The following is a 17,070-nucleotide window of genomic DNA, read 5'->3' as shown; positions in this document are numbered from 1 at the left end:
AGCACGCACCAGCCCCCGATGCCGCAGGCCCCGGCAGCCGCGCCCGGCGGCTCCTACGCCGGCTACACCTCGCCGATCCCGGTCGTGCGCACCCACCTCGGGCACGCGCTGGCCTCCGAGTGGACGAAGATCAAGTCGATCCGGTCGACGATGTGGACGCTCGGCGTGTTCGCGGTCCTCGTCGTCGGCATCGGCCTGCTGGCCGGCGTGGTGGTCACCCACTCCTCCTCGGACATGGGCGGCACGAACCCGCTGCAGCTCGGCTTCTTCGGGCTGCTGCTCGGCAGCATGTGCATCATGACGCTCGGCGTGCTGACCACCGCCTCCGAGTACGGCACCGGCATGATCCGTACGACGATGACGGCGTGCCCGAGCCGCGGCCGGGTGCTGGCCGCCAAGGCGATCGTGTTCACCGCCGTCGCCTTCGTGATCACGCTGGCCGCCGCCGCCTTCGTGGCCATGGTGCAGGCCTCCATGGTCCAGGGCCACGGCGCGCGCACGCCCACCGGCACCGAGTGGTTCAAGGCCACCGTCGGCGTCAGCCTCTACATCGCCCTGCTCGGCCTGGTCTCGCTGCTCATCGGCTCGATCATCCGGCACTCGGCGGGCGCCATCACCATCATGATCGGCGCTCTGCTCGCGCCCCTGGTGATCGCGCTGTTCATGTTCTCCGAGTCGCTGCACAAGGTCCGCGACTGGCTGCTGGAGTACTCGATCCCGAACCAGATGAGCGTGTTCTACTCGAACTCCCTGAGCTCGTCGGGACCGTCGGGCTGGGACCCGCTGTGGATCATGCTGGGGGTGGCGGCCGTGGCGTACGCGGGCGCCTACGCCCTGCTGCACAGCAGGGACGTGTAGCCCCGGGCTCAGAACCTCGGCGCGTTACGGGACCGCTGCACCCGCGTGGTGCGGCGGTCCTTCGCGTTCCAGCACGCCTTGTGCCAGTGCCGGCGGTCGTCCACGCCCGCGTGCTCCGGCCAGGCCACCACGTGCGGCACGCCGGAGGGGATCAACTGGTCGCAGCCCGGGCAGCGGTAGGTCTTGCCCTCGGCGCTCGCCCCGGCGACATGGCGCACGCTCCAGTCCTCGCCCTGCCAGCTCTCCGTGGACTGCCAGCCGCCGTACCGGCCGGCGCGGTCGTCCTCGGCGCTCCGGCCGGACCAGCCGGCGGGGTTCGGTCGGTTGCGACGCGGGGACACGGGACACCTCTCGGGGCTATACAGGGAGCACGGTCTGCTCCCAGCCTACGCGCCGCCGAGCGGGGTACGCGTACGGCGTCAAACGGTGCAAGTCCCCCTCCGGGGCGGCCCATTCTGAAGACAATCCGCAAATTACGCCGCCAGGCCGTGTCCTGCGCACGTGTCAGACGGTTATGCCGGGCGGGGGAGCTCCGGGTCGGAGCCAAGGAAGCAGGAAACGAGATGTACGTAGGAACCTTTGTGCTGGGCGCCCAGTTCCCGGGCCAGGGCCAGGGGGAGGCCCTGTACCGGGCGGTCCGCTCGGCGGAGGTGGCCGAGGAGGCCGGACTGGACTCGGTGTGGCTCGCCGAGCACCACTTCGTGCCGTACGGCACCTGCCCGTCGGCGGTCACCCTGGCCGCCCTGCTGCTCGGCCGCACCCGCCGCATCCGGGTGGGCACGGCCGTCAGCGTACTGCCCACCGCGCACCCGGTGGCCCTCGGCGAGCAGGCCGCGCTGCTGCACCTGACCAGCGGCGGGCGCTTCAGCCTGGGCGTGGGCCGCGGCGGGCCGTGGGTGGACCTGGAGGTGTTCGGCGCCGGCCTGGAGGCGTACGAACACGGGTTCCCGGAATCGCTCGATCTGCTGCTGCGCTGGCTGCGCGAGCCCTCCGTGGCGGCCGACGGCGAACGGTTCTCCTTCCGCGAGGTGCCCGTCGTGCCGCGCCCGTCGGAGGCCCTGACGGAGGGGCCGGGGCCGGAGGTCGTCGTCGCGTGCACCTCCCCGGCGACCGTCCGGCTGGCCGCCGAGCGCGGGCTGGCGATGCTGCTCGGGATGCACGTCGGGGACGAGGAGAAGGCCGAGATGGTCGGCCTGTGGCGGCGCTGCGCCCGCGCGGCGGGCCGGCCGGCCGAGGAGATCGCGGCCGCCGCCCATGTCTCGGCCGGGGTCTGCCAGCTCGCCGACCGGCGCACGGACGCCGCGGAGACGCTGCTGAAGGCGATGCCGGGCTGGCTGAAGCAGGGGCTGGAGGCCCATGTGACGGTCGACGGCCGGGCGCGCTCGATGCGGGACCCGCACGCCTACACCGAACTGCTCTGCGGCCTGCACCCGGTGGGCACCCCGCGACTCGCCGCCGACCGGCTCGCGGCCACCTCGGAGCGCACCGGCATCTCCCGCTTCGCCCTCCTGGTCGAGGGCTCGGGCGATCTGGCGGCGACCGAGGAGAACCTGCGGCGCCTGGGCGCCGAGGTGCTGCCCCAGTTGCGCTGACCGCCCGGCACCGGGCAAGCCACCCTGGGGGGCTTGCCGCCCCAGTACTGAATGCACCTCCCGCGGATGGAGCGGCAAGCAGGCGGCTCACTGCCTCGGTCGGTGGCGCAGGCGTGCGTCAGCAGTCCCGAAGCTCCGGCGACTGGTTCAGCAACTGGCTGCGCACCGACGTGAAGCGGGCCAGCGTCTCGTCCGCCGAGGCGTCCGGCGGGAACACCGCCACCCGATGGCAGTTCTGGAAGGCGAGCCGCACACCGAAGTGCCGCTGCAGGGCGCCGCGGATGGCGTCACTCGCGAGCGCACGCAGCAGCTGGCCGCGTGCCTGCTCGTCCGGCGGGGGCGTCTGGTTGTCGGCGAAGGGGCCGCCGTCCACCTTCAGCTGGGCCACCAGGGAGCTGATCATCTCCCACGCGTAGGGCAGGGAGGTCCGGACGCAGTCGACGAATGCTGCTTCGTCGACCTCGCCTCGCTCGGCCTGTTCGAGTAGGGCCGGTGAGACGTCGAGCGACATGGGTTCTCCTCTCGCACCCCCGAACAGCAGGGGTTGCCGGACAGATAAAGGGGGTTCGCGATGTCGAACACGCTTAGTACATGGACCGCGACCTCCCGTTCCCTACGGTAGGCAACCGTCGGTTACCACACCAGCAGAATGCGTATATGGAACGGTCTGGTTACGCCCACAATCGGCCAAGGATGAACAAGAGTTTCCAGGGACAATTGGGGCGATACCCGGGGAGCGTGACGGGCGGATCGCACGCACCGGCGCGCGTCGAGTAGCGTTGCCGACCATGCGTCTCGTCATTGCCCGATGCTCGGTCGACTACGCCGGCCGGCTCACCGCCCACCTGCCCTCGGCGCCCCGCCTGATCCTGGTCAAGGCGGACGGCAGCGTCTCCATCCACGCCGACGACCGGGCCTACAAGCCCCTCAACTGGATGTCGCCGCCCTGCACGCTGAAGGAGGGCACCGGCGAGGACGAGGGCGTGTGGACCGTCGTCAACAAAGCGGGCGAGAAACTGATCATCACGATGGAGGAGATCCTCCACGACTCCTCGCACGAACTCGGCGTGGACCCCGGCCTGATCAAGGACGGCGTGGAAGCGCACCTGCAGGAACTGCTCGCCGACCGCATCGAGACGCTCGGCGAGGGCTACACGCTCATCCGGCGCGAGTACATGACCGCGATCGGCCCGGTGGACATCCTGTGCCGGGACGCGGACGGCGGGACGGTGGCCGTCGAGATCAAGCGCCGGGGCGAGATCGACGGCGTCGAGCAACTCACGCGCTATCTGGAGCTGTTGAACCGCGACCCGCACCTGGCCCCGGTCCGCGGCGTCTTCGCGGCCCAGGAGATCAAGCCCCAGGCCCGCGTCCTCGCCACGGACCGCGGCATCAGCTGCCAGATCCTCGACTACGACGCGCTGCGCGGCATCCAGGACGACAAGCTGCGGCTGTTCTGAACGCCCCTGCCCCGGCCCGGGTTTACATCACCCCGCCCGAGGCGCTCGGCGATCCCGTGGTCCCGCTCTGCGAGGCGCTCGCGGAACTGCTGGACGCCACCGGTCCGCTCGCCGAGTCGGTGGTGGTCGGGGGGTCCGTGGGGGTCCCGGTAGACGTGTCCGTGGGGGGCGTGGACGGTGTCGACGGCGTGCCCGTCGGAGTCGAATGGCTCGGCTTCGGCGAGCCCGGCTTCGTCGTCGACTTCGACGGCTTCGGGGACGTACTGCCGCCGCCGGAACCCCGCGTCCCGCTCGGACGGGCCGACGGGCTCGTCGTGGCCGACGGGGGCGTCGGGTCGTCCGTCGTGCCGTAGGTGCCATCGGGTCCCGGGTTCGTCGGCCGGGCGCTCGGCGTGCTCCGCTTGCCGCCGGAGCCGTTGCCGCCGTCCTTCGGGTCCGCGCCCAGGCCGCCGTCGTCGATGCTCTCGCCGGCGGTCGGGTTGACGTCGACCTTGCCGGCCGGGTTCTTGTCGGCGCTCTCGTGCGAGGTCATGCCGAGCGTGACGACCGTGCCGAGCACCGCGACGAGCAGCGCCCCGGAGCCGGCCGCCACGAGGTTGCGGCGGGCCAGCCGCCGCAGGCCCGTTCCCCGCGCCGGCGGGACGGGAGGCGGGCCGGTGACCAGGGTGTCGTAGGCGGGCGGCAGCGCCGACTCCTCGTGCCGCACCTCCGGCAGTTCCTCGCCCGCCATGGCGGCCAGGGCGGCCACCGCGGGCAGGTCGCCCGCGCGGTCGGCGACCAGGGCCAGGGCCCGGCGGCCGGCGACGGTGCCCCGCTTGTCGGCGAGCGCGCCGCGCAGCCCGATGGACGCCTCCAACTCGGCGCGGGAGCGGTCGAGCTGGCCGAGGCACAGCGCGAGGATGCCCAACTCATGGTGGAAGTAGGCCTGTTCGTGCACCTCACCGGCGAGCCGGGAGGCCTCGGCGCCGGAGCGCAGGGCCCGTTCCCAGGCGCTCCAGTCAAGTCCCGCGGCGAACGCGGGCGCGGCCCTGCGGGCGAGCCGTACGGCGCCGCTCTCCTCGCCCTCGGCGGGCGGCACGGTGTCCGCGACCACGGCCGAGAGCGCCGCGAGCACCGCGTCGGCCTCCGCGCACACCCGCTCCGGGCCCACCGAGGGGTGACCGGCCCACCAGGCGTAGTGCTGGGCGGCGGCGGCCGCCTGGGCCGGGGCGTCCTCGGCGTACCCGGCGGCCTCCAGCTGGGCCTGCACCCCGGCCGCGAGGCGGTAGCGGGAGCCGACCGGGGAGACCAGTCCGCAGCTCGCCAGCTCCCCGAGGGCGGCGTCGGCGTGGGTGTCGCCGACGAGGGCGGGCAGGTGCGCCTGGTGCGGGACCTCGCCGCCCAGGGCGACCGCGAAGCGGAGGGTGGCGCGGGCGGACGCGCTCAGCCGGGTGGCGAGCAGCGGCGCGGGGGCCGCGGCCTCGCCGAGGGAGGGCAGCGGGACCTCCTCGGCCTCCGCCTCGACGGCCGGGTCGGCGGAGGGCCGTACGTCCTCGAAGACGCCGTACTCGTCGACGAGGCCGGTCTCGGCGCGCAGTTGGTCGCGCTGCCGGAGCAGGGCGCCCGCCTGGACGAAGCGCAGCGGCAGTCCCTCGGACTCGAACCACAGGTCGCCCGCCCAGTTGGACTCCTCCTCGGTGAGCACCCGGCCGGCGGAGCGCTCCAGGATCTCCACGCCGGCCGCGCGGTCGAGGCCGCTCAGGAAGACCTCCTCGACCTCGGAGCCGGCGGAGGGGGCGGGCACGTCCGGGGTGGCGGCGAGCAGGAACGCGCACTCAGGGGTGGCGTCGAGCAGCTCGTCCAGCGCGGTGCCGCCGAACTCGAGGTCGTCCACGACGACGACCGCGCCGATCTGCGCCAGGAGTTCGAGCAGTTCGTCGCGTTCGGGGCGGCGCCCGGGGGCGTCGTATACGGCGTGGAAGAGGTCGTACTGCAGGTCGCCCGTGGTGCGGTGGAAGCCGCTCAGGCGTACCACGCCGTCCGGAGCGAGGTCGAGGCAGTCCTCGGCGACCAGATCGAGCAGCGCGGTGCGGCCGGAGCCGCCGGGGCCGGTCAGGCGCACGGAGCGGCCCCGGGCCAGCAGGCGGACCAGGCGTTCGCGCTCGTCCTGGCGCTCCAGGAGGGAGAACTGAGGCTGGGCGGGGCCCGGCGGCACCGGGGGCCGGGCGGCGCGCTCCACCTCGTCGCGTTCGGCGGCCGTGCGCTTGCGGGGCGTGCCGGGGCGCTCGGCCGGCGGGCAGGGCTCTATCTCGCTGCCGTCCACGGGGTTGACGGTCAGCAGCAGGTCGCCGGTGACGAGGCGCGCGGTGCGCACGGGCGCGGGCGCACTCGGGGCGAAGTCGGCGGGGAGGGAGTCCCGCGGCGGGCGGCGGCTGAGCGCCTGGCCGTGCTCCTCGGCTCCCGGGTTCATCGGGTCCATAGGTTCAAGCCCCCAAAAGCGTCGTGTGCCCGTTTCCGGCCCCTCCCGGCCTGCTGCACACCGCGCTGTCGCTTCTGGTCCGGGCCCGCTCGGTCGAGGGTGGCGAGGCGGCGGGCGACCGAACCCTAAACCTTCGGTCAGTATCTCCGACAGAGTGGGGTGCCGCGGGGTCCGAGACGTCACAGTCCGGTGAGGATTGCGCCCGACGCGCGCTTCGACGGGTGCGCCCGGGTCTTTCCCGTCGCCCCGTTCACACCGGTACGCCCCTCACACACGGGGCAGCGACTCGACCCCGATCCCGCCCTCGATGGCGAGGATGCGGTGCAGCCGGGTGGCCACCAGCAGGCGCTGCATCTGGGGCGGTACGCCGCGCAGCACCAGGCGGCGTCCGCAGCGGCCGGCCCGCCGGTGGGCGCCCATGATCACCCCGAGTCCGGTGGCGTCCCAGGAGTCCAGTTCGGACAGGTCGAGCACCAGGTCGCCGACCCCGTCGTCGACGGCCGAGTGCAGGGCCGTACGGGCGTCCGCCGCGCTGCGCACGTCGAGGCGGCCCCCGACGACCAGCTCGGCGTGGTCGCCCCTGATGTACATATGCGCTCCCCGTTGAGTGCGGTTGGCGTACTCCGTGACGTTGCAACGTCTGACTGTGTGAGTGGCGGTGCGGTTGCTGTTTGTAAGCGAACCGAGACCGAATTCACCCTTGCGAGTGATAACGCGTGGGGTGAATGCCGGTATCGGGACGTCTCAGCAGGTTCAGTAGGTGTAGAAACCCTGTCCGCTCTTGCGGCCGATGTCGCCGGCGTCCACCATGCGCCGCATCAGCTCCGGCGGGGCGAACTTCTCGTCCTGGGACTCGGTGTAGATGTTCCCGGTGGCGTGCAGCAGGATGTCCACGCCCGTGAGGTCGGCGGTGGCGAGCGGGCCCATCGCGTGGCCGAAGCCCAGCTTGCAGGCGAGGTCGATGTCCTCGGCGGTGGCGACGCCCGACTCGTAGAGCTTGACCGCCTCGACGACCAGGGCGGAGATGAGCCGGGTGGTGACGAACCCGGCGACGTCCCGGTTGACGACGATGCAGGTCTTGCCGACGGACTCCGCGAACTCCCGCGCGGTGGCGAGGGTTTCGTCGCTCGTCTTGTAGCCGCGGACGAGCTCGACCAGCTGCATCATCGGCACCGGCGAGAAGAAGTGCACGCCGACGACCCGTTCGGGGCGCTCGGTGACGGCCGCGATCTTGGTGATCGGGATCGCGGAGGTGTTCGAGGCGAGCACGGTGTCCTCGCGCACGAGCTTGTCGAGCGCGCGGAAGATCTCGTGCTTGACCTCGAGCTTTTCGAAGACGGCCTCGACCACGACGTCGGCGTCGGCGGCGGCGTCCAGGTCGGTGGTCGCGGTGATGCGGGCCAGGGCGGCCTCGGCGTCCTGCGCCTGTAGCTTGCCCTTGCTCACGAACTTGTCGTACGAGGCCTTGATGCCGTCGGTGCCGCGCCCCAGCGCCTCGTCGGTGACGTCGCGCAGGACGACGTCCCAGCCCGCCTGCGCGGCGACCTGGGCGATGCCGGACCCCATGAGACCGGCCCCGATGACGGCGAGCTTCCGTGCCACTCCGACTCCCTCTCCCGCTGTTGACGTCTGCCTCTTCGGCGGACCCTAGCGCTCCCGTGGTCCCTTGAGGACGGTAAGTAATGCGTGTCACTGTCTCAGGGCGTGAGACACCGGTCACGTCCCAATTGGCGGACGGCTTCCGGCCGGTGGGGCGGCCCGCACGGCGTCAGGCGGCGCCGCGCACCGCGTAGCCGAGCACCCTCTCGCTCAGCAGTTCCTCGATGTCGTCGAGGAGGGCGAGTACTTCTCGTGACACTTCGCGCGGTTCGCGCCCCTTGGCCATCTCGCGCCCGATGACCGCGACGACCGTGCTGTGGATCCAGCCGATCTGACCGGCCATCAGGTTCGGCAGTTCGTCGTCGTCGGCCGCGCCGGTCTCCTCGCGCAGCGCACGCTCCAGGTTGGCCTGCACCTCCTGGGCGAGTGCCCACAGCCGGGAGCGCAGGGCGGGGGCCTCCTCGATGACCCGCATGAAGGCCGCGTAGCCGGGGAGCAGGCCGATCCGCGGGGACACCGCCTCGACCTCCTCGCGCAGCTCGCGCAGGACCGCGGCGGCGGCGGACTCCCCCTCCGGCCGGCCGCGGACCCAGCGGGCGAGGCGGTCGGCCATGCCGGCGGAGCGGTCGAAGAAGAGGTCCTCCTTGGCCGGGAAGTAGTTGTAGACCGTGTTGACGGAGACGTTCGCCGCCTCGGCGATCTCCGCGACGGTCACCGCGTCGAAGCCGCGCTCGACGAACAGCCCGGTGGCGACGTCCGAGATGTACTGCCTGGTCTGCCGCTTCTTCCGCTCCCTGAGCCCCTCAGCCATGCCCGCATCCTAGCTTCGCTGGATGAACTGAAAACTTGGGGTCATTGCAAATTTTAAGAGACTCTGTTTTTCTGTGCGACATGGCAGCAGTCATCAGCGCTGCGGGCCTCGCCCGCACCTTCCAGACCAAGGGCGGCCCCGTGGCCGCCGTACGCGGCATCGACCTCACCGTCCACAAGGGCGAGATCCTCGGCTTCCTCGGGCCCAACGGGGCCGGCAAGACGACCACCCTGCGCATGCTCACCACCCTGCTCAGGCCGACCGGCGGCACGGCCGCCGTCGCCGGGCACGACCTCGCGACCGACCCGGCCGGGGTGCGCCGGGCCTGCGGGTACGTCGCCCAGTCCGGCGGTACCGACCCGCAGATCACCGTGCGGGAGGAACTGGTCACCCAGGGCCGGATGTACCGCCTGCCGAAGGCCGAGGCGGTCGCGCGGGCCGCGGAACTCGCCCGTGAGCTGGGCCTCACCGACGTGCTCGACCGCAAGGCCGGCGCGCTCTCCGGCGGCCGGCGGCGCCGCCTGGACATCGCGATGGCCCTCACCCACCGCCCCCGGGTGCTGTTCCTGGACGAGCCGACGACCGGCCTCGACCCCGGCAGCCGCGCCGACCTGTGGGACCTGGTCCGCCGGCTGCGCGACGAGCACGGCACGACCGTCTTCCTGACCACCCACTACCTGGACGAGGCCGACGCCCTCGCCGACCGGCTGGTGATCGTCGACGGCGGTGTCGTCGCGGCCGAGGGCACCCCGAGCGCGCTCAAGCTGGCGCACGCCGGCTCGATCGACGCCACGCTCCAGGACGCCTTCCTCGCCCTCACCGGCCGCGGCCCCGCCCCCGCCGGCCCCGCCCCCGTCGCCGTATAGGAGCGCCGACATGCTGATCCACGACACGGCCCTCGTCTACGGCCGCTACCTGCGCCAGTCCCTGCGCTCCCGCTTCGCGCTGCTCTTCGGCGTGCTGACGCCGCTGCTCTATCTGCTCTTCTTCGGCCCGCTGCTCACCGGCCTGCCGCTCGGCGCAGCGGGCAGCTCGTGGCAGGTGCTCGTGCCCGGCCTGCTGCTCCAACTCGGGCTGTTCGGCGCCCTGTTCGCGGGCTTCACGATCATCATGGAGAACGCCCAGGGGGTGCTCGATCGGATGCGGGTGACGCCGGTCAGCCGCCTCGCGCTGCTGCTCGGCCGGGTGCTGCGCGACGCCACGGTCTTCGTGTTCCAGGCGGTGCTCCTGGTGCTGGCCGCGCTCGCGATGGGCCTGCGCGCGCCGCTGCCGGGCGTGCTCATCGGCTTCGGGTTCGTCGCCCTCCTCACGGTGTCCCTGGCCTCGCTGTCGTACGCGCTGGCGACCAAGGTCCGCACCCCGCAGGAGTTCGGGCCGCTGATCAACGCGGTGTCGATGCCGTCGATGCTGCTGTCCGGCCTGATGCTGCCGATGACCCTCGCGCCCGCCTGGCTGGACGTGCTCTCGCACCTCGTCCCGTTCCGCTACCTGGTGGACGCGGTGCGTGACGCCTACGTCGGCCACTACGCCACCGCACACATGCTCTACGGCGTCCTCGTCGCCGTCGGTTCCGCCGCCCTGGCCGTGACGGCGGGCACACGAGTGTTCCGGACGGCCGGGGCGTAACTACGCTGGCCGCATGGTCAATCTGACACGCATCTACACCAGGACCGGCGACCGCGGCACCACCGCGCTCGGTGACATGAGCCGGGTCGCCAAGACCGACCTCAGGATCTCCGCGTACGCGGACGCCAACGAGGCCAACGCGGTGATCGGCACCGCCGTCGCGCTGGGCGGCCTGGACGCGGAGGTCGTACAGGTCCTCACCCGCGTGCAGAACGACCTGTTCGACGTGGGTGCGGACCTGTCGACGCCGGTGGTGGAGAACCCGGAGTTCCCGCCGCTGAGGGTCGAGCAGTTCTACATCGACCGGTTGGAGGCCGACTGCGACCGGTTCAACGCGGAACTGGAGAAGCTGCGCTCCTTCATCCTGCCCGGCGGCACGCCCGGCGCGGCCCTGCTGCACCAGGCGTGCACCGTCGTACGCCGCGCCGAGCGCTCCACCTGGGCGGCCCTGGAGGCGCACGGGGAGACGATGAACCCGCTCACCGCCACCTACCTGAACCGCCTGTCCGACCTGCTGTTCATCCTCGCCCGCACCGCGAACAAGGACACGGGTGACGTGCTGTGGGTGCCCGGCGGGGAGCGCTGAGCTCAGTTCCCGTCGGCGGCCGCGTCCCGGTCGGCGGCGGCCGCGGCGGACTCGGCCGCGTTCACCTTCTTCAGCATGTCCGCGTATCCCGAGGGCGTGCCGGAGGGGGCGGGCGCCTTCGGGGACGACCCGTCGTGGTGCGCGCAGCCCGCGGTGAGCGCCACGAGCAGCGCCACCGCGGGGAGCGCCGCCCACCGGGCCCGCATCAGCCCGCCGCCTTGCCGGCGCCGTTGTCCCGGCACCAGGTCTTGACGTCGTTCAGGTCCGTCTGCCGCTTCTGCAGGGTCGTCACCAGCGACTTGCGGAAGTCCAGCCGGTCCTGGAGGTAGGTGGCGATCTGGGTGTGGCCGGCCTTCTTCGCGTTGTCCACGCGCTGCTGCAGGCGGGCGATCGAGCCGCGGGTGCCGGCGCCGGCATCCAGCCGCTTCAGGGCCCGCTCGATGCGCCGGTCGATCCTGGGCACCCGCTTGCACAGCGCCTTGGCCCCGTCACCGGTGGGCGCGGCCGCGGGGGTGCTGTCGGCCGAGGCCACCCCCGTGGTGCCCGCCAGGACGGCCACCACGGCACACCCGGCGAGCAGCGTGCGCGTACCTCGTCGTGCGTTCATCGGTTACTCGGTTCCCTTCCCGGACGGCACCGTCGGCCGTCCGACGCTCCGCAGGCTAGGAAGGGTCTTTGGGGAAACTCTGTGACCGGTTTGCCCCGGCTGTCCCGATCAGCCAGTCCCGTCGGTCGGGCAGGGTCCCGCCGCCCCACGGCAGCCGCACCTCGAAGCACGCGCCGGTGCCGTCCGGCGCGCCGGTCACGCCGACGCTTCCCCGGTGCAGCGCCGCCTGCTGGGCGACCAGGGTGAGGCCGAGCCCGGAGCCGGCGCTGTCCGGGCCCCGCCGGAACCGTTCGAAGATCCACTCGCGGGCCTCCGGCGGCACGCCGGGCCCGCCGTCGGCAACCATGATCACGACCTGGTCCCCCTCGGGCCGCACGGCGACCCGCACCCGTGCCCGCCCCTGCGGGTCCCGCCCGTGGGCGAGGGCGTTGCCGAGCAGGTTGTCGAGCAGCAGCCGCAGGCCCGGTTCCCAGCCGTGCACGGTGAGGCCGGGCGCCGCGTCCAGGGCGAGGTCGGCGTCCGGGGCGCGGCGGCGGGCCTCGGCGACGGCCGCGTCGGCGACCTCGGACAGGTCGACGCCGCGGAACGCGTCCGCCTCCACCAGGTCCCCGCGCCCCAGTTCACGCAGCATCACCAGCAGTCCCAGCAGCCGGGCGTGCTCGCGCCGCAGGTCGGCGAGGACCTCGGTGCGGTCGGGCTCCGGCAGGTCCGGGTGGCCGGCGAGGATGTCGAGGTTGGTGCCGATGCTCATCAGCGGGGTGCGCAGCTCGTGCGCGGCCGCGGAGGAGAAGGAGCGGGCGGTGTCGAGGGCCTGGGCGGTGCGGGCGGCCTGCTCGTCGTAGCGGGCGAGCACGGTCCGTACCGTGGCGGCCAGCTCGTCCACCTCCCGGACCCCGGTCCGCTCCTCGGGGAGCCGGGCGGTGCTGGTGCGCGGGTCGAGTCCGGCGGTGCGGCGGGTCAGGCGGCGCAGCGGTGCGCTCGCACCGCTGGCCAGCCCCCAGGCGAGCAGCCCGGACAGGGGCGCGGCGAGCAGCGCGGTGAGGAACACCCGGCGCCGCACCAGTTTCAGTTGGGTGCGGTCGGCGGTGTCCGGGGAGAAGACCCACAGGGTGCCGGAGGCGGCGTTGCCCTTCAGGGGCCGGGCCAGCGCGCGCCAACTGCGGCCGCCGTCGGAGACGGTGACGGGTCCGGCGGCCGGCGCGGGCAGGGTCACCGAAGGGCCGGGCTGGGGGCCGCCGTTGAAGACCTGGTCCGGCCCGATGACCCGTACGCCCACGTCGAGGGCGGCGCTGAACAGCTGCCGCTCGCGGGTGTCGGCCGCCTTGGGCCGGCCGCCCGCCGTGGCCCGCAGCAGGGCCCGGGCCGCGGGGGCGACGGCCACCGAGGCCCGGCGCAGATGCTGGTCCTCGGCGCGGTGCAGGTCGCGGGCGACCAGGTGCAGCAGCAGCCAGCCGCAGGCCAGCACCAGCAGCGGGACACAGCAGCCGACGGCGATGCCGATGCGGGTGGAGAGTCTCACGGCGTGTCCCGGGGTTCCCTGAGCACGAAGCCGACCCCGCGCACGGTGTGGATGAGCCGTTCCCGGCCGTGGGCCTCCAGCTTGCGCCGCAGATAGCTGACGAAGGTGTCGACGGCGTCGGTGCGCACGTCGACGTCGTATCCCCAGACCCTCTCCAGGAGCTGGTCGCGGGTGAGGACGAGCCCGGCGTTGCGGGCGAGGACCTCCAGGAGTTCGAACTCGCGCCGGGTCAGGTCCAGGGACCGGCCGTCCCGCTCGGCGGTCCGGGCGGCGGGGTCGATCAGCAGGCCCGCCACCCGCAGCACCTCGTGGCCCGCCGGCGGCCGGCGGCGCAGCAGGGCGCGCAGCCGCAGCACCAGTTCCTGCAGGGCGAAGGGCTTGACCAGGTAGTCGTCGCCGCCCGCCTGCAGCCCGGCGATCCGGTCGGCGGTCTCGTCCAGCGCGGAGAGCATGAGGACCGGCAGGTCCCGGCCCTCCCGGCGCAGCCAGGCGCACACGTCGATGCCGCTCATGCCGGGCATCGACACATCGAGCACCACGACGTCGGGCGGCGTCTCCTCGATCGCCGTCAGGGCCGCCGGCCCGTCGGCGGCGGTGCGCACCGCGAAGCCGCTCAGCCGCAGCCCGCGCTCCAGCGAGCGCCGGATCGCCGCGTCGTCGTCCACCACCAGCACCGCCCCGGGACACCCCGATTCCGCCATGCCCCCTCCTTGTCGCCGGGACAGAGTACGACCCGCGACAGGACCCCGTCACAGGCCCCGCCCGCGCGGGCGCACGGCCGTCCCATCGGGCGTGCGGACCAAGGGAGTTGGGTCACTGCCGACCGGGCCCTCCAGGTGGTCCAGACCTATTGACCGATGGTCCAGACCTTTCTACTCTCGCAGCACCGTGGGCGTGAAGGCTCAGTCATGCCCCTGACATTCAGTCATGCCCCTGACATTCCCAATTCCGAGGAGGCGCACCATGCGCTTCAGACACAGAGCCGCGGCAGGGTTCGCGACCCTGTTGCTCCCGCTGGCCGGCCTGGTCGGTCTCGCGAGCCCCGCCCAGGCCGCGACGAACGCGACAGCCACCTACACCAAGACCGGCGACTGGGGAACCGGCTTCGGTGGTCAGTGGACCATCAAGAACACCGGCACCAGCAGCATCAGTTCCTGGACCGTCGAGTGGGACTTCCCCTCCGGCACCTCCGTCACCTCCGCCTGGGACGCGGACGTCACGAGCTCCGGTACCCACTGGACCGCGAAGAACAAGTCCTACAACGGCACCCTCGCCCCCGGCGCCTCGGTCTCCTTCGGCTTCAACGGCGCCGGCTCCGGCTCCCCGTCCAACTGCAGGCTGAACGGCGACAGCTGCGACGGCACCACGGTCCCGGGCGACGCGGCGCCCTCCGCCCCCGGCACACCGACCGCCTCGAACGTCACCGACACCTCGGTGAAGCTCTCCTGGAGCGCGGCCACCGACGACAAGGGCGTCAAGAACTACGACGTCCTGCGCGACGGCAAGGTCGTCGGCACGGTGACGGCCACCTCGTACACCGACACCGGCCTGACCGCCGGTACCGACTACTCCTACACCGTGCGGGCCCGCGACACCGCCGACCAGACCGGCCCGGCCAGCGGCGCGGTCGCGGTGCACACCACCGGCGGCGGTGGCGGCACTCCCCCGCCCCCCGGCGGCAAGGTCAAGCTCGGGTACTTCACCGAGTGGGGAATCTACGGCCGTAACTACAACGTCAAGAACCTGGTGACGTCCGGGTCCGCGGCGAAGATCACGCACATCAACTACGCCTTCGGCAACGTCACCGGCGGCAAGTGCGCGATCGGCGACTCCTATGCCGACTACGACAAGGCGTTCACCGCCGACCAGTCCGTCAGCGGCGTCGCCGACACCTGGGACCAGCCGCTGCGCGGCAACTTCAACCAGCTGCGCGAGCTGAAGGCCAAGTACCCGAACCTGAAGGTGCTGTGGTCCTTCGGCGGCTGGACCTGGTCCGGCGGCTTCGCCGACGCGGCCAAGGACCCGGCCGGCTTCGCCCAGTCCTGCTACGACCTCGTCAACGACCCGCGCTGGGCCGACGTGTTCGACGGCATCGACATCGACTGGGAGTACCCGAACGCCTGCGGCCTGTCCTGCGACACCAGCGGGGCGGCGGCCTTCCGGAACGTGATGGCCGCGCTGCGCGCCAAGTTCGGCAGCGGCAAGCTGGTCACCGCCGCGGTCACCGCCGACGGCTCCGCCGGCGGCAAGATCGAGGCCGCCGACTACGCGGGCGCCGCCTCGTACGTCGACTGGTACAACGTGATGACGTACGACTTCTTCGGCGCCTGGGACGCCCAGGGCCCGACCGCCCCGCACTCCCCGCTCACCTCGTACTCCGGCATCCCGAAGGCGGGCTTCACCACCGCCGACGCGATCGCCAAGTACAAGTCGGCCGGGGTTCCCGCGAGCAAGCTGCTCATCGGCATCGGCTTCTACGGCCGCGGCTGGACCGGCGTCACCCAGGACGCCCCGGGCGGCACGGCCACGGGCCCGGCGGCCGGCACCTACGAGCAGGGCATCGAGGACTACAAGGTGCTCAAGACGTCCTGCCCGGCCACCGGCACCGTCGCCGGCACGGCGTACGCGCACTGCGGCAACAACTGGTGGTCGTACGACACCCCGTCGACCATCGCCGGGAAGATGAGCTGGGCGAAGTCCCAGGGCCTGGGCGGCGCGTTCTTCTGGGAGTTCAGCGGTGACACCAGCGACGGCGAGCTGGTGAGCGCCATCAACAGCAACCTGTAGCAGCGAACAGCACCACCCCCGTCCGCCCTCCCCCGGTCGTCGTCCGGGGGAGGGCGAACGCGGCTGTGCCACGTTCACGCTCCCCCGACAGCCCCGCGCTGTCGGGGCGCCCCCGTCGAGCGGGGCCCCGAGCGCCGCTCTACGCGACGTTCACCCTCTGTCCGGGCGGGGCCGCCTCCAGCCACGCGAGGAATCCGGTCAGCGCGTCCTCGCTCATGGCGAGTTCGAGGCGCGTGCCCCGATGGGTACAGGCGAGGACCACCGCGTCGGAGAGCAGCGCCAGTTCCTCCTCGCCCTCGGGCAGCCGGCGGCCGGCCACCTCGATCTGCGCGCGCTCCAGGGTGCGGCGGGGACGGAAGGCGTAGGAGAAGACGCGGTACCACTCGATGCGGTCGCCGTTGTAGCGGGCGACGCCGTAGCTCCAGCCCTTGCCGCTGCTGTCCGGTTTCTCGGCCACGTCCCAGCGCAGAGAGCAGTCGAAGGTCCCGCCGGAGCGCTGGATCAGCCTGCGGCGCAGACCGAACAGGAACAGTCCCACCACCACGAGCGCGACCACGATCCCGCACGCAGTCAGAGCGAGGACCATCGGCACCGACCTCCTCGTCTCCTAGGAACTGCTTCTGCTACTGAGTAATGAAACGGAAAAAACACCCACATCTGCCTCAGCCGCGACCGGCACCGGATTGCTCCGGGCCGGCCGCGGCTGAGTGAAGTCAACGTACCGCGCGACTGGTTCAGCGCCCTGTCGCAGCGCGCAGTCGAACGTCCGCGCGGCGCTCGGCGGCGGCGTCGCCCTCCGCCTTGGCGCGCTCGAGCTCCCGTTCCGTGCGCTGGACATCGATCTCGTCCGACAGCTCGGCGATCTCTGCCAGCAGCGACAGCTTGTTGTCCGCGAACGAGATGAAACCGCCGTGCACCGCGGCGACGACCGTTCCACCTTCACTCGTACGGATGGTCACCGGGCCCGACTCCAGCACACCGAGCAGCGGCTGGTGACCGGGCATGACGCCGATGTCGCCGGACGTGGTGCGTGCGACGACCAGGGTGGCCTCGCCGGACCAGACCTGGCGGTCGGCGGCGACCAGCTCGACGTGCAGCTCAGCAGCCAAGGGTGGCTCCTCGGGTCACCACCCGGCGGGGGTGCCGGGTGTTGGGGTCAATTCTAAG

19 protein-coding genes are annotated in these 17,070 nt (G+C 72.4%); 7 read left to right on the top strand and 12 right to left on the bottom strand.

Going from position 1 to position 17,070, the window contains the following annotated elements; translation table 11 throughout:
* On the top strand, nt 1-858 hold an 858-nt coding region (locus ACLU3S_RS17500; RefSeq protein WP_413952800.1), incomplete at its 5' end, for an ABC transporter permease.
* Nucleotides 859-866: 8 nt separating this feature from the next.
* Here the strand turns inward: ACLU3S_RS17500 and ACLU3S_RS17495 are convergent.
* Nucleotides 867-1,199, bottom strand: coding sequence for an ATP/GTP-binding protein (locus ACLU3S_RS17495; protein WP_413952799.1), 333 nt, complete (start codon nt 1,197-1,199; stop codon nt 867-869).
* A gap of 222 nt (nt 1,200-1,421) precedes the next feature.
* On the opposite strand from ACLU3S_RS17495, the gene ACLU3S_RS17490 reads away from it, so the two are divergent.
* The gene (locus ACLU3S_RS17490) at nt 1,422-2,450 is read left to right on the top strand and encodes an LLM class flavin-dependent oxidoreductase (RefSeq protein WP_413952798.1); all 1,029 of its coding nucleotides are present in this window, start codon (nt 1,422-1,424) and stop codon (nt 2,448-2,450) included.
* A 118-nt stretch (nt 2,451-2,568) separates the two neighbouring features.
* Here the strand turns inward: ACLU3S_RS17490 and ACLU3S_RS17485 are convergent, their stop codons facing one another.
* Nucleotides 2,569-2,961 (bottom strand): SCO5389 family protein, encoded by a 393-nt coding sequence (locus ACLU3S_RS17485; RefSeq protein ID WP_413952797.1) that lies wholly within the window; start codon nt 2,959-2,961, stop codon nt 2,569-2,571.
* 277 nt (nt 2,962-3,238) lie between these two features.
* On the opposite strand from ACLU3S_RS17485, the gene nucS reads away from it, so the two are divergent.
* Nucleotides 3,239-3,910, top strand: coding sequence for an endonuclease NucS (gene nucS / locus ACLU3S_RS17480; protein WP_413952796.1), 672 nt, complete (start codon nt 3,239-3,241; stop codon nt 3,908-3,910).
* Nucleotides 3,911-3,932: 22 nt separating this feature from the next.
* On the opposite strand, the gene ACLU3S_RS17475 is transcribed toward nucS, so the two are convergent.
* The 4 genes from ACLU3S_RS17475 to ACLU3S_RS17460 form a co-directional block, all read right to left on the bottom strand.
* Nucleotides 3,933-6,368 (bottom strand): ATP-binding protein, encoded by a 2,436-nt coding sequence (locus ACLU3S_RS17475; RefSeq protein WP_413952795.1) that lies wholly within the window; start codon nt 6,366-6,368, stop codon nt 3,933-3,935.
* A gap of 267 nt (nt 6,369-6,635) precedes the next feature.
* Nucleotides 6,636-6,959, bottom strand: coding sequence for an STAS domain-containing protein (locus tag ACLU3S_RS17470; protein ID WP_031171888.1), 324 nt, complete (start codon nt 6,957-6,959; stop codon nt 6,636-6,638).
* A 162-nt stretch (nt 6,960-7,121) separates the two neighbouring features.
* A complete protein-coding gene (locus tag ACLU3S_RS17465) occupies nt 7,122-7,970 on the bottom strand; it encodes a 3-hydroxyacyl-CoA dehydrogenase family protein (protein WP_413952794.1) in 849 nt (282 codons plus the stop codon).
* 166 nt (nt 7,971-8,136) lie between these two features.
* Nucleotides 8,137-8,778 carry a TetR/AcrR family transcriptional regulator gene (locus ACLU3S_RS17460; protein ID WP_413952793.1) on the bottom strand — a complete coding sequence of 214 codons (642 nt, stop codon included), beginning with the start codon at nt 8,776-8,778 and terminating at the stop codon, nt 8,137-8,139.
* Between the two features lie 80 nt (nt 8,779-8,858).
* Between ACLU3S_RS17460 and ACLU3S_RS17455 the strand changes: the two genes are divergently transcribed.
* From ACLU3S_RS17455 to ACLU3S_RS17445, 3 genes are read left to right on the top strand one after another with little or no spacing between them, the layout of a single operon-like run.
* Nucleotides 8,859-9,644, top strand: coding sequence for an ABC transporter ATP-binding protein (locus tag ACLU3S_RS17455; protein WP_413952792.1), 786 nt, complete (start codon nt 8,859-8,861; stop codon nt 9,642-9,644).
* A gap of 10 nt (nt 9,645-9,654) precedes the next feature.
* Entirely contained in the window at nt 9,655-10,404 is a 750-nt protein-coding gene (locus ACLU3S_RS17450; protein ID WP_413952791.1) for an ABC transporter permease, read from the top strand.
* Nucleotides 10,405-10,417: 13 nt separating this feature from the next.
* Nucleotides 10,418-10,990, top strand: a complete 573-nt coding sequence (locus ACLU3S_RS17445; RefSeq protein WP_413952790.1) for a cob(I)yrinic acid a,c-diamide adenosyltransferase — start codon at nt 10,418-10,420, stop codon at nt 10,988-10,990.
* A gap of 2 nt (nt 10,991-10,992) precedes the next feature.
* On the opposite strand, the gene ACLU3S_RS17440 is transcribed toward ACLU3S_RS17445, so the two are convergent.
* The 4 genes from ACLU3S_RS17440 to ACLU3S_RS17425 are packed head-to-tail and all read right to left on the bottom strand — an operon-like array spanning nt 10,993 to nt 13,817.
* Nucleotides 10,993-11,196 carry a hypothetical protein gene (locus ACLU3S_RS17440; RefSeq protein ID WP_413952789.1) on the bottom strand — a complete coding sequence of 68 codons (204 nt, stop codon included), beginning with the start codon at nt 11,194-11,196 and terminating at the stop codon, nt 10,993-10,995.
* Entirely contained in the window at nt 11,196-11,597 is a 402-nt protein-coding gene (locus ACLU3S_RS17435) for a hypothetical protein (protein ID WP_413952788.1), read from the bottom strand. The genes ACLU3S_RS17440 and ACLU3S_RS17435 overlap by 1 nt, the downstream gene beginning before the upstream one ends.
* A gap of 55 nt (nt 11,598-11,652) precedes the next feature.
* Nucleotides 11,653-13,116, bottom strand: a complete 1,464-nt coding sequence (locus ACLU3S_RS17430) for a sensor histidine kinase (RefSeq protein ID WP_413952787.1) — start codon at nt 13,114-13,116, stop codon at nt 11,653-11,655.
* On the bottom strand, nt 13,113-13,817 hold the full coding sequence (locus tag ACLU3S_RS17425) for a response regulator transcription factor (RefSeq protein ID WP_413952786.1): 705 nt from the start codon (nt 13,815-13,817) through the stop codon (nt 13,113-13,115). Before ACLU3S_RS17425 ends, ACLU3S_RS17430 begins: the two co-directional genes overlap by 4 nt.
* Before the next feature lie 262 nt (nt 13,818-14,079).
* Here ACLU3S_RS17425 and ACLU3S_RS17420 point away from each other — a divergent pair, with 262 nt between their 5' ends.
* On the top strand, nt 14,080-15,903 hold the full coding sequence (locus ACLU3S_RS17420; RefSeq protein ID WP_413952785.1) for a glycosyl hydrolase family 18 protein: 1,824 nt from the start codon (nt 14,080-14,082) through the stop codon (nt 15,901-15,903).
* Between the two features lie 139 nt (nt 15,904-16,042).
* On the opposite strand, the gene ACLU3S_RS17415 is transcribed toward ACLU3S_RS17420, so the two are convergent.
* Together ACLU3S_RS17415 and ACLU3S_RS17410 are read right to left on the bottom strand one after the other, a co-directional pair.
* The gene (locus tag ACLU3S_RS17415) at nt 16,043-16,489 is read right to left on the bottom strand and encodes a DUF2550 domain-containing protein (RefSeq protein WP_413952784.1); all 447 of its coding nucleotides are present in this window, start codon (nt 16,487-16,489) and stop codon (nt 16,043-16,045) included.
* A 148-nt stretch (nt 16,490-16,637) separates the two neighbouring features.
* Complete coding sequence (locus ACLU3S_RS17410) at nt 16,638-17,012, bottom strand: F0F1 ATP synthase subunit epsilon (protein WP_365585499.1); 375 nt, start codon at nt 17,010-17,012, stop codon at nt 16,638-16,640.
* Nucleotides 17,013-17,070: the final 58 nt, after the last annotated feature.

It is taken from the genome of Streptomyces sp. AF1A, from assembly GCF_047340315.1.
Taxonomy (GTDB): domain Bacteria; phylum Actinomycetota; class Actinomycetes; order Streptomycetales; family Streptomycetaceae; genus Streptomyces.
This window is presented reverse-complemented; position numbering and strand designations above follow the sequence as displayed.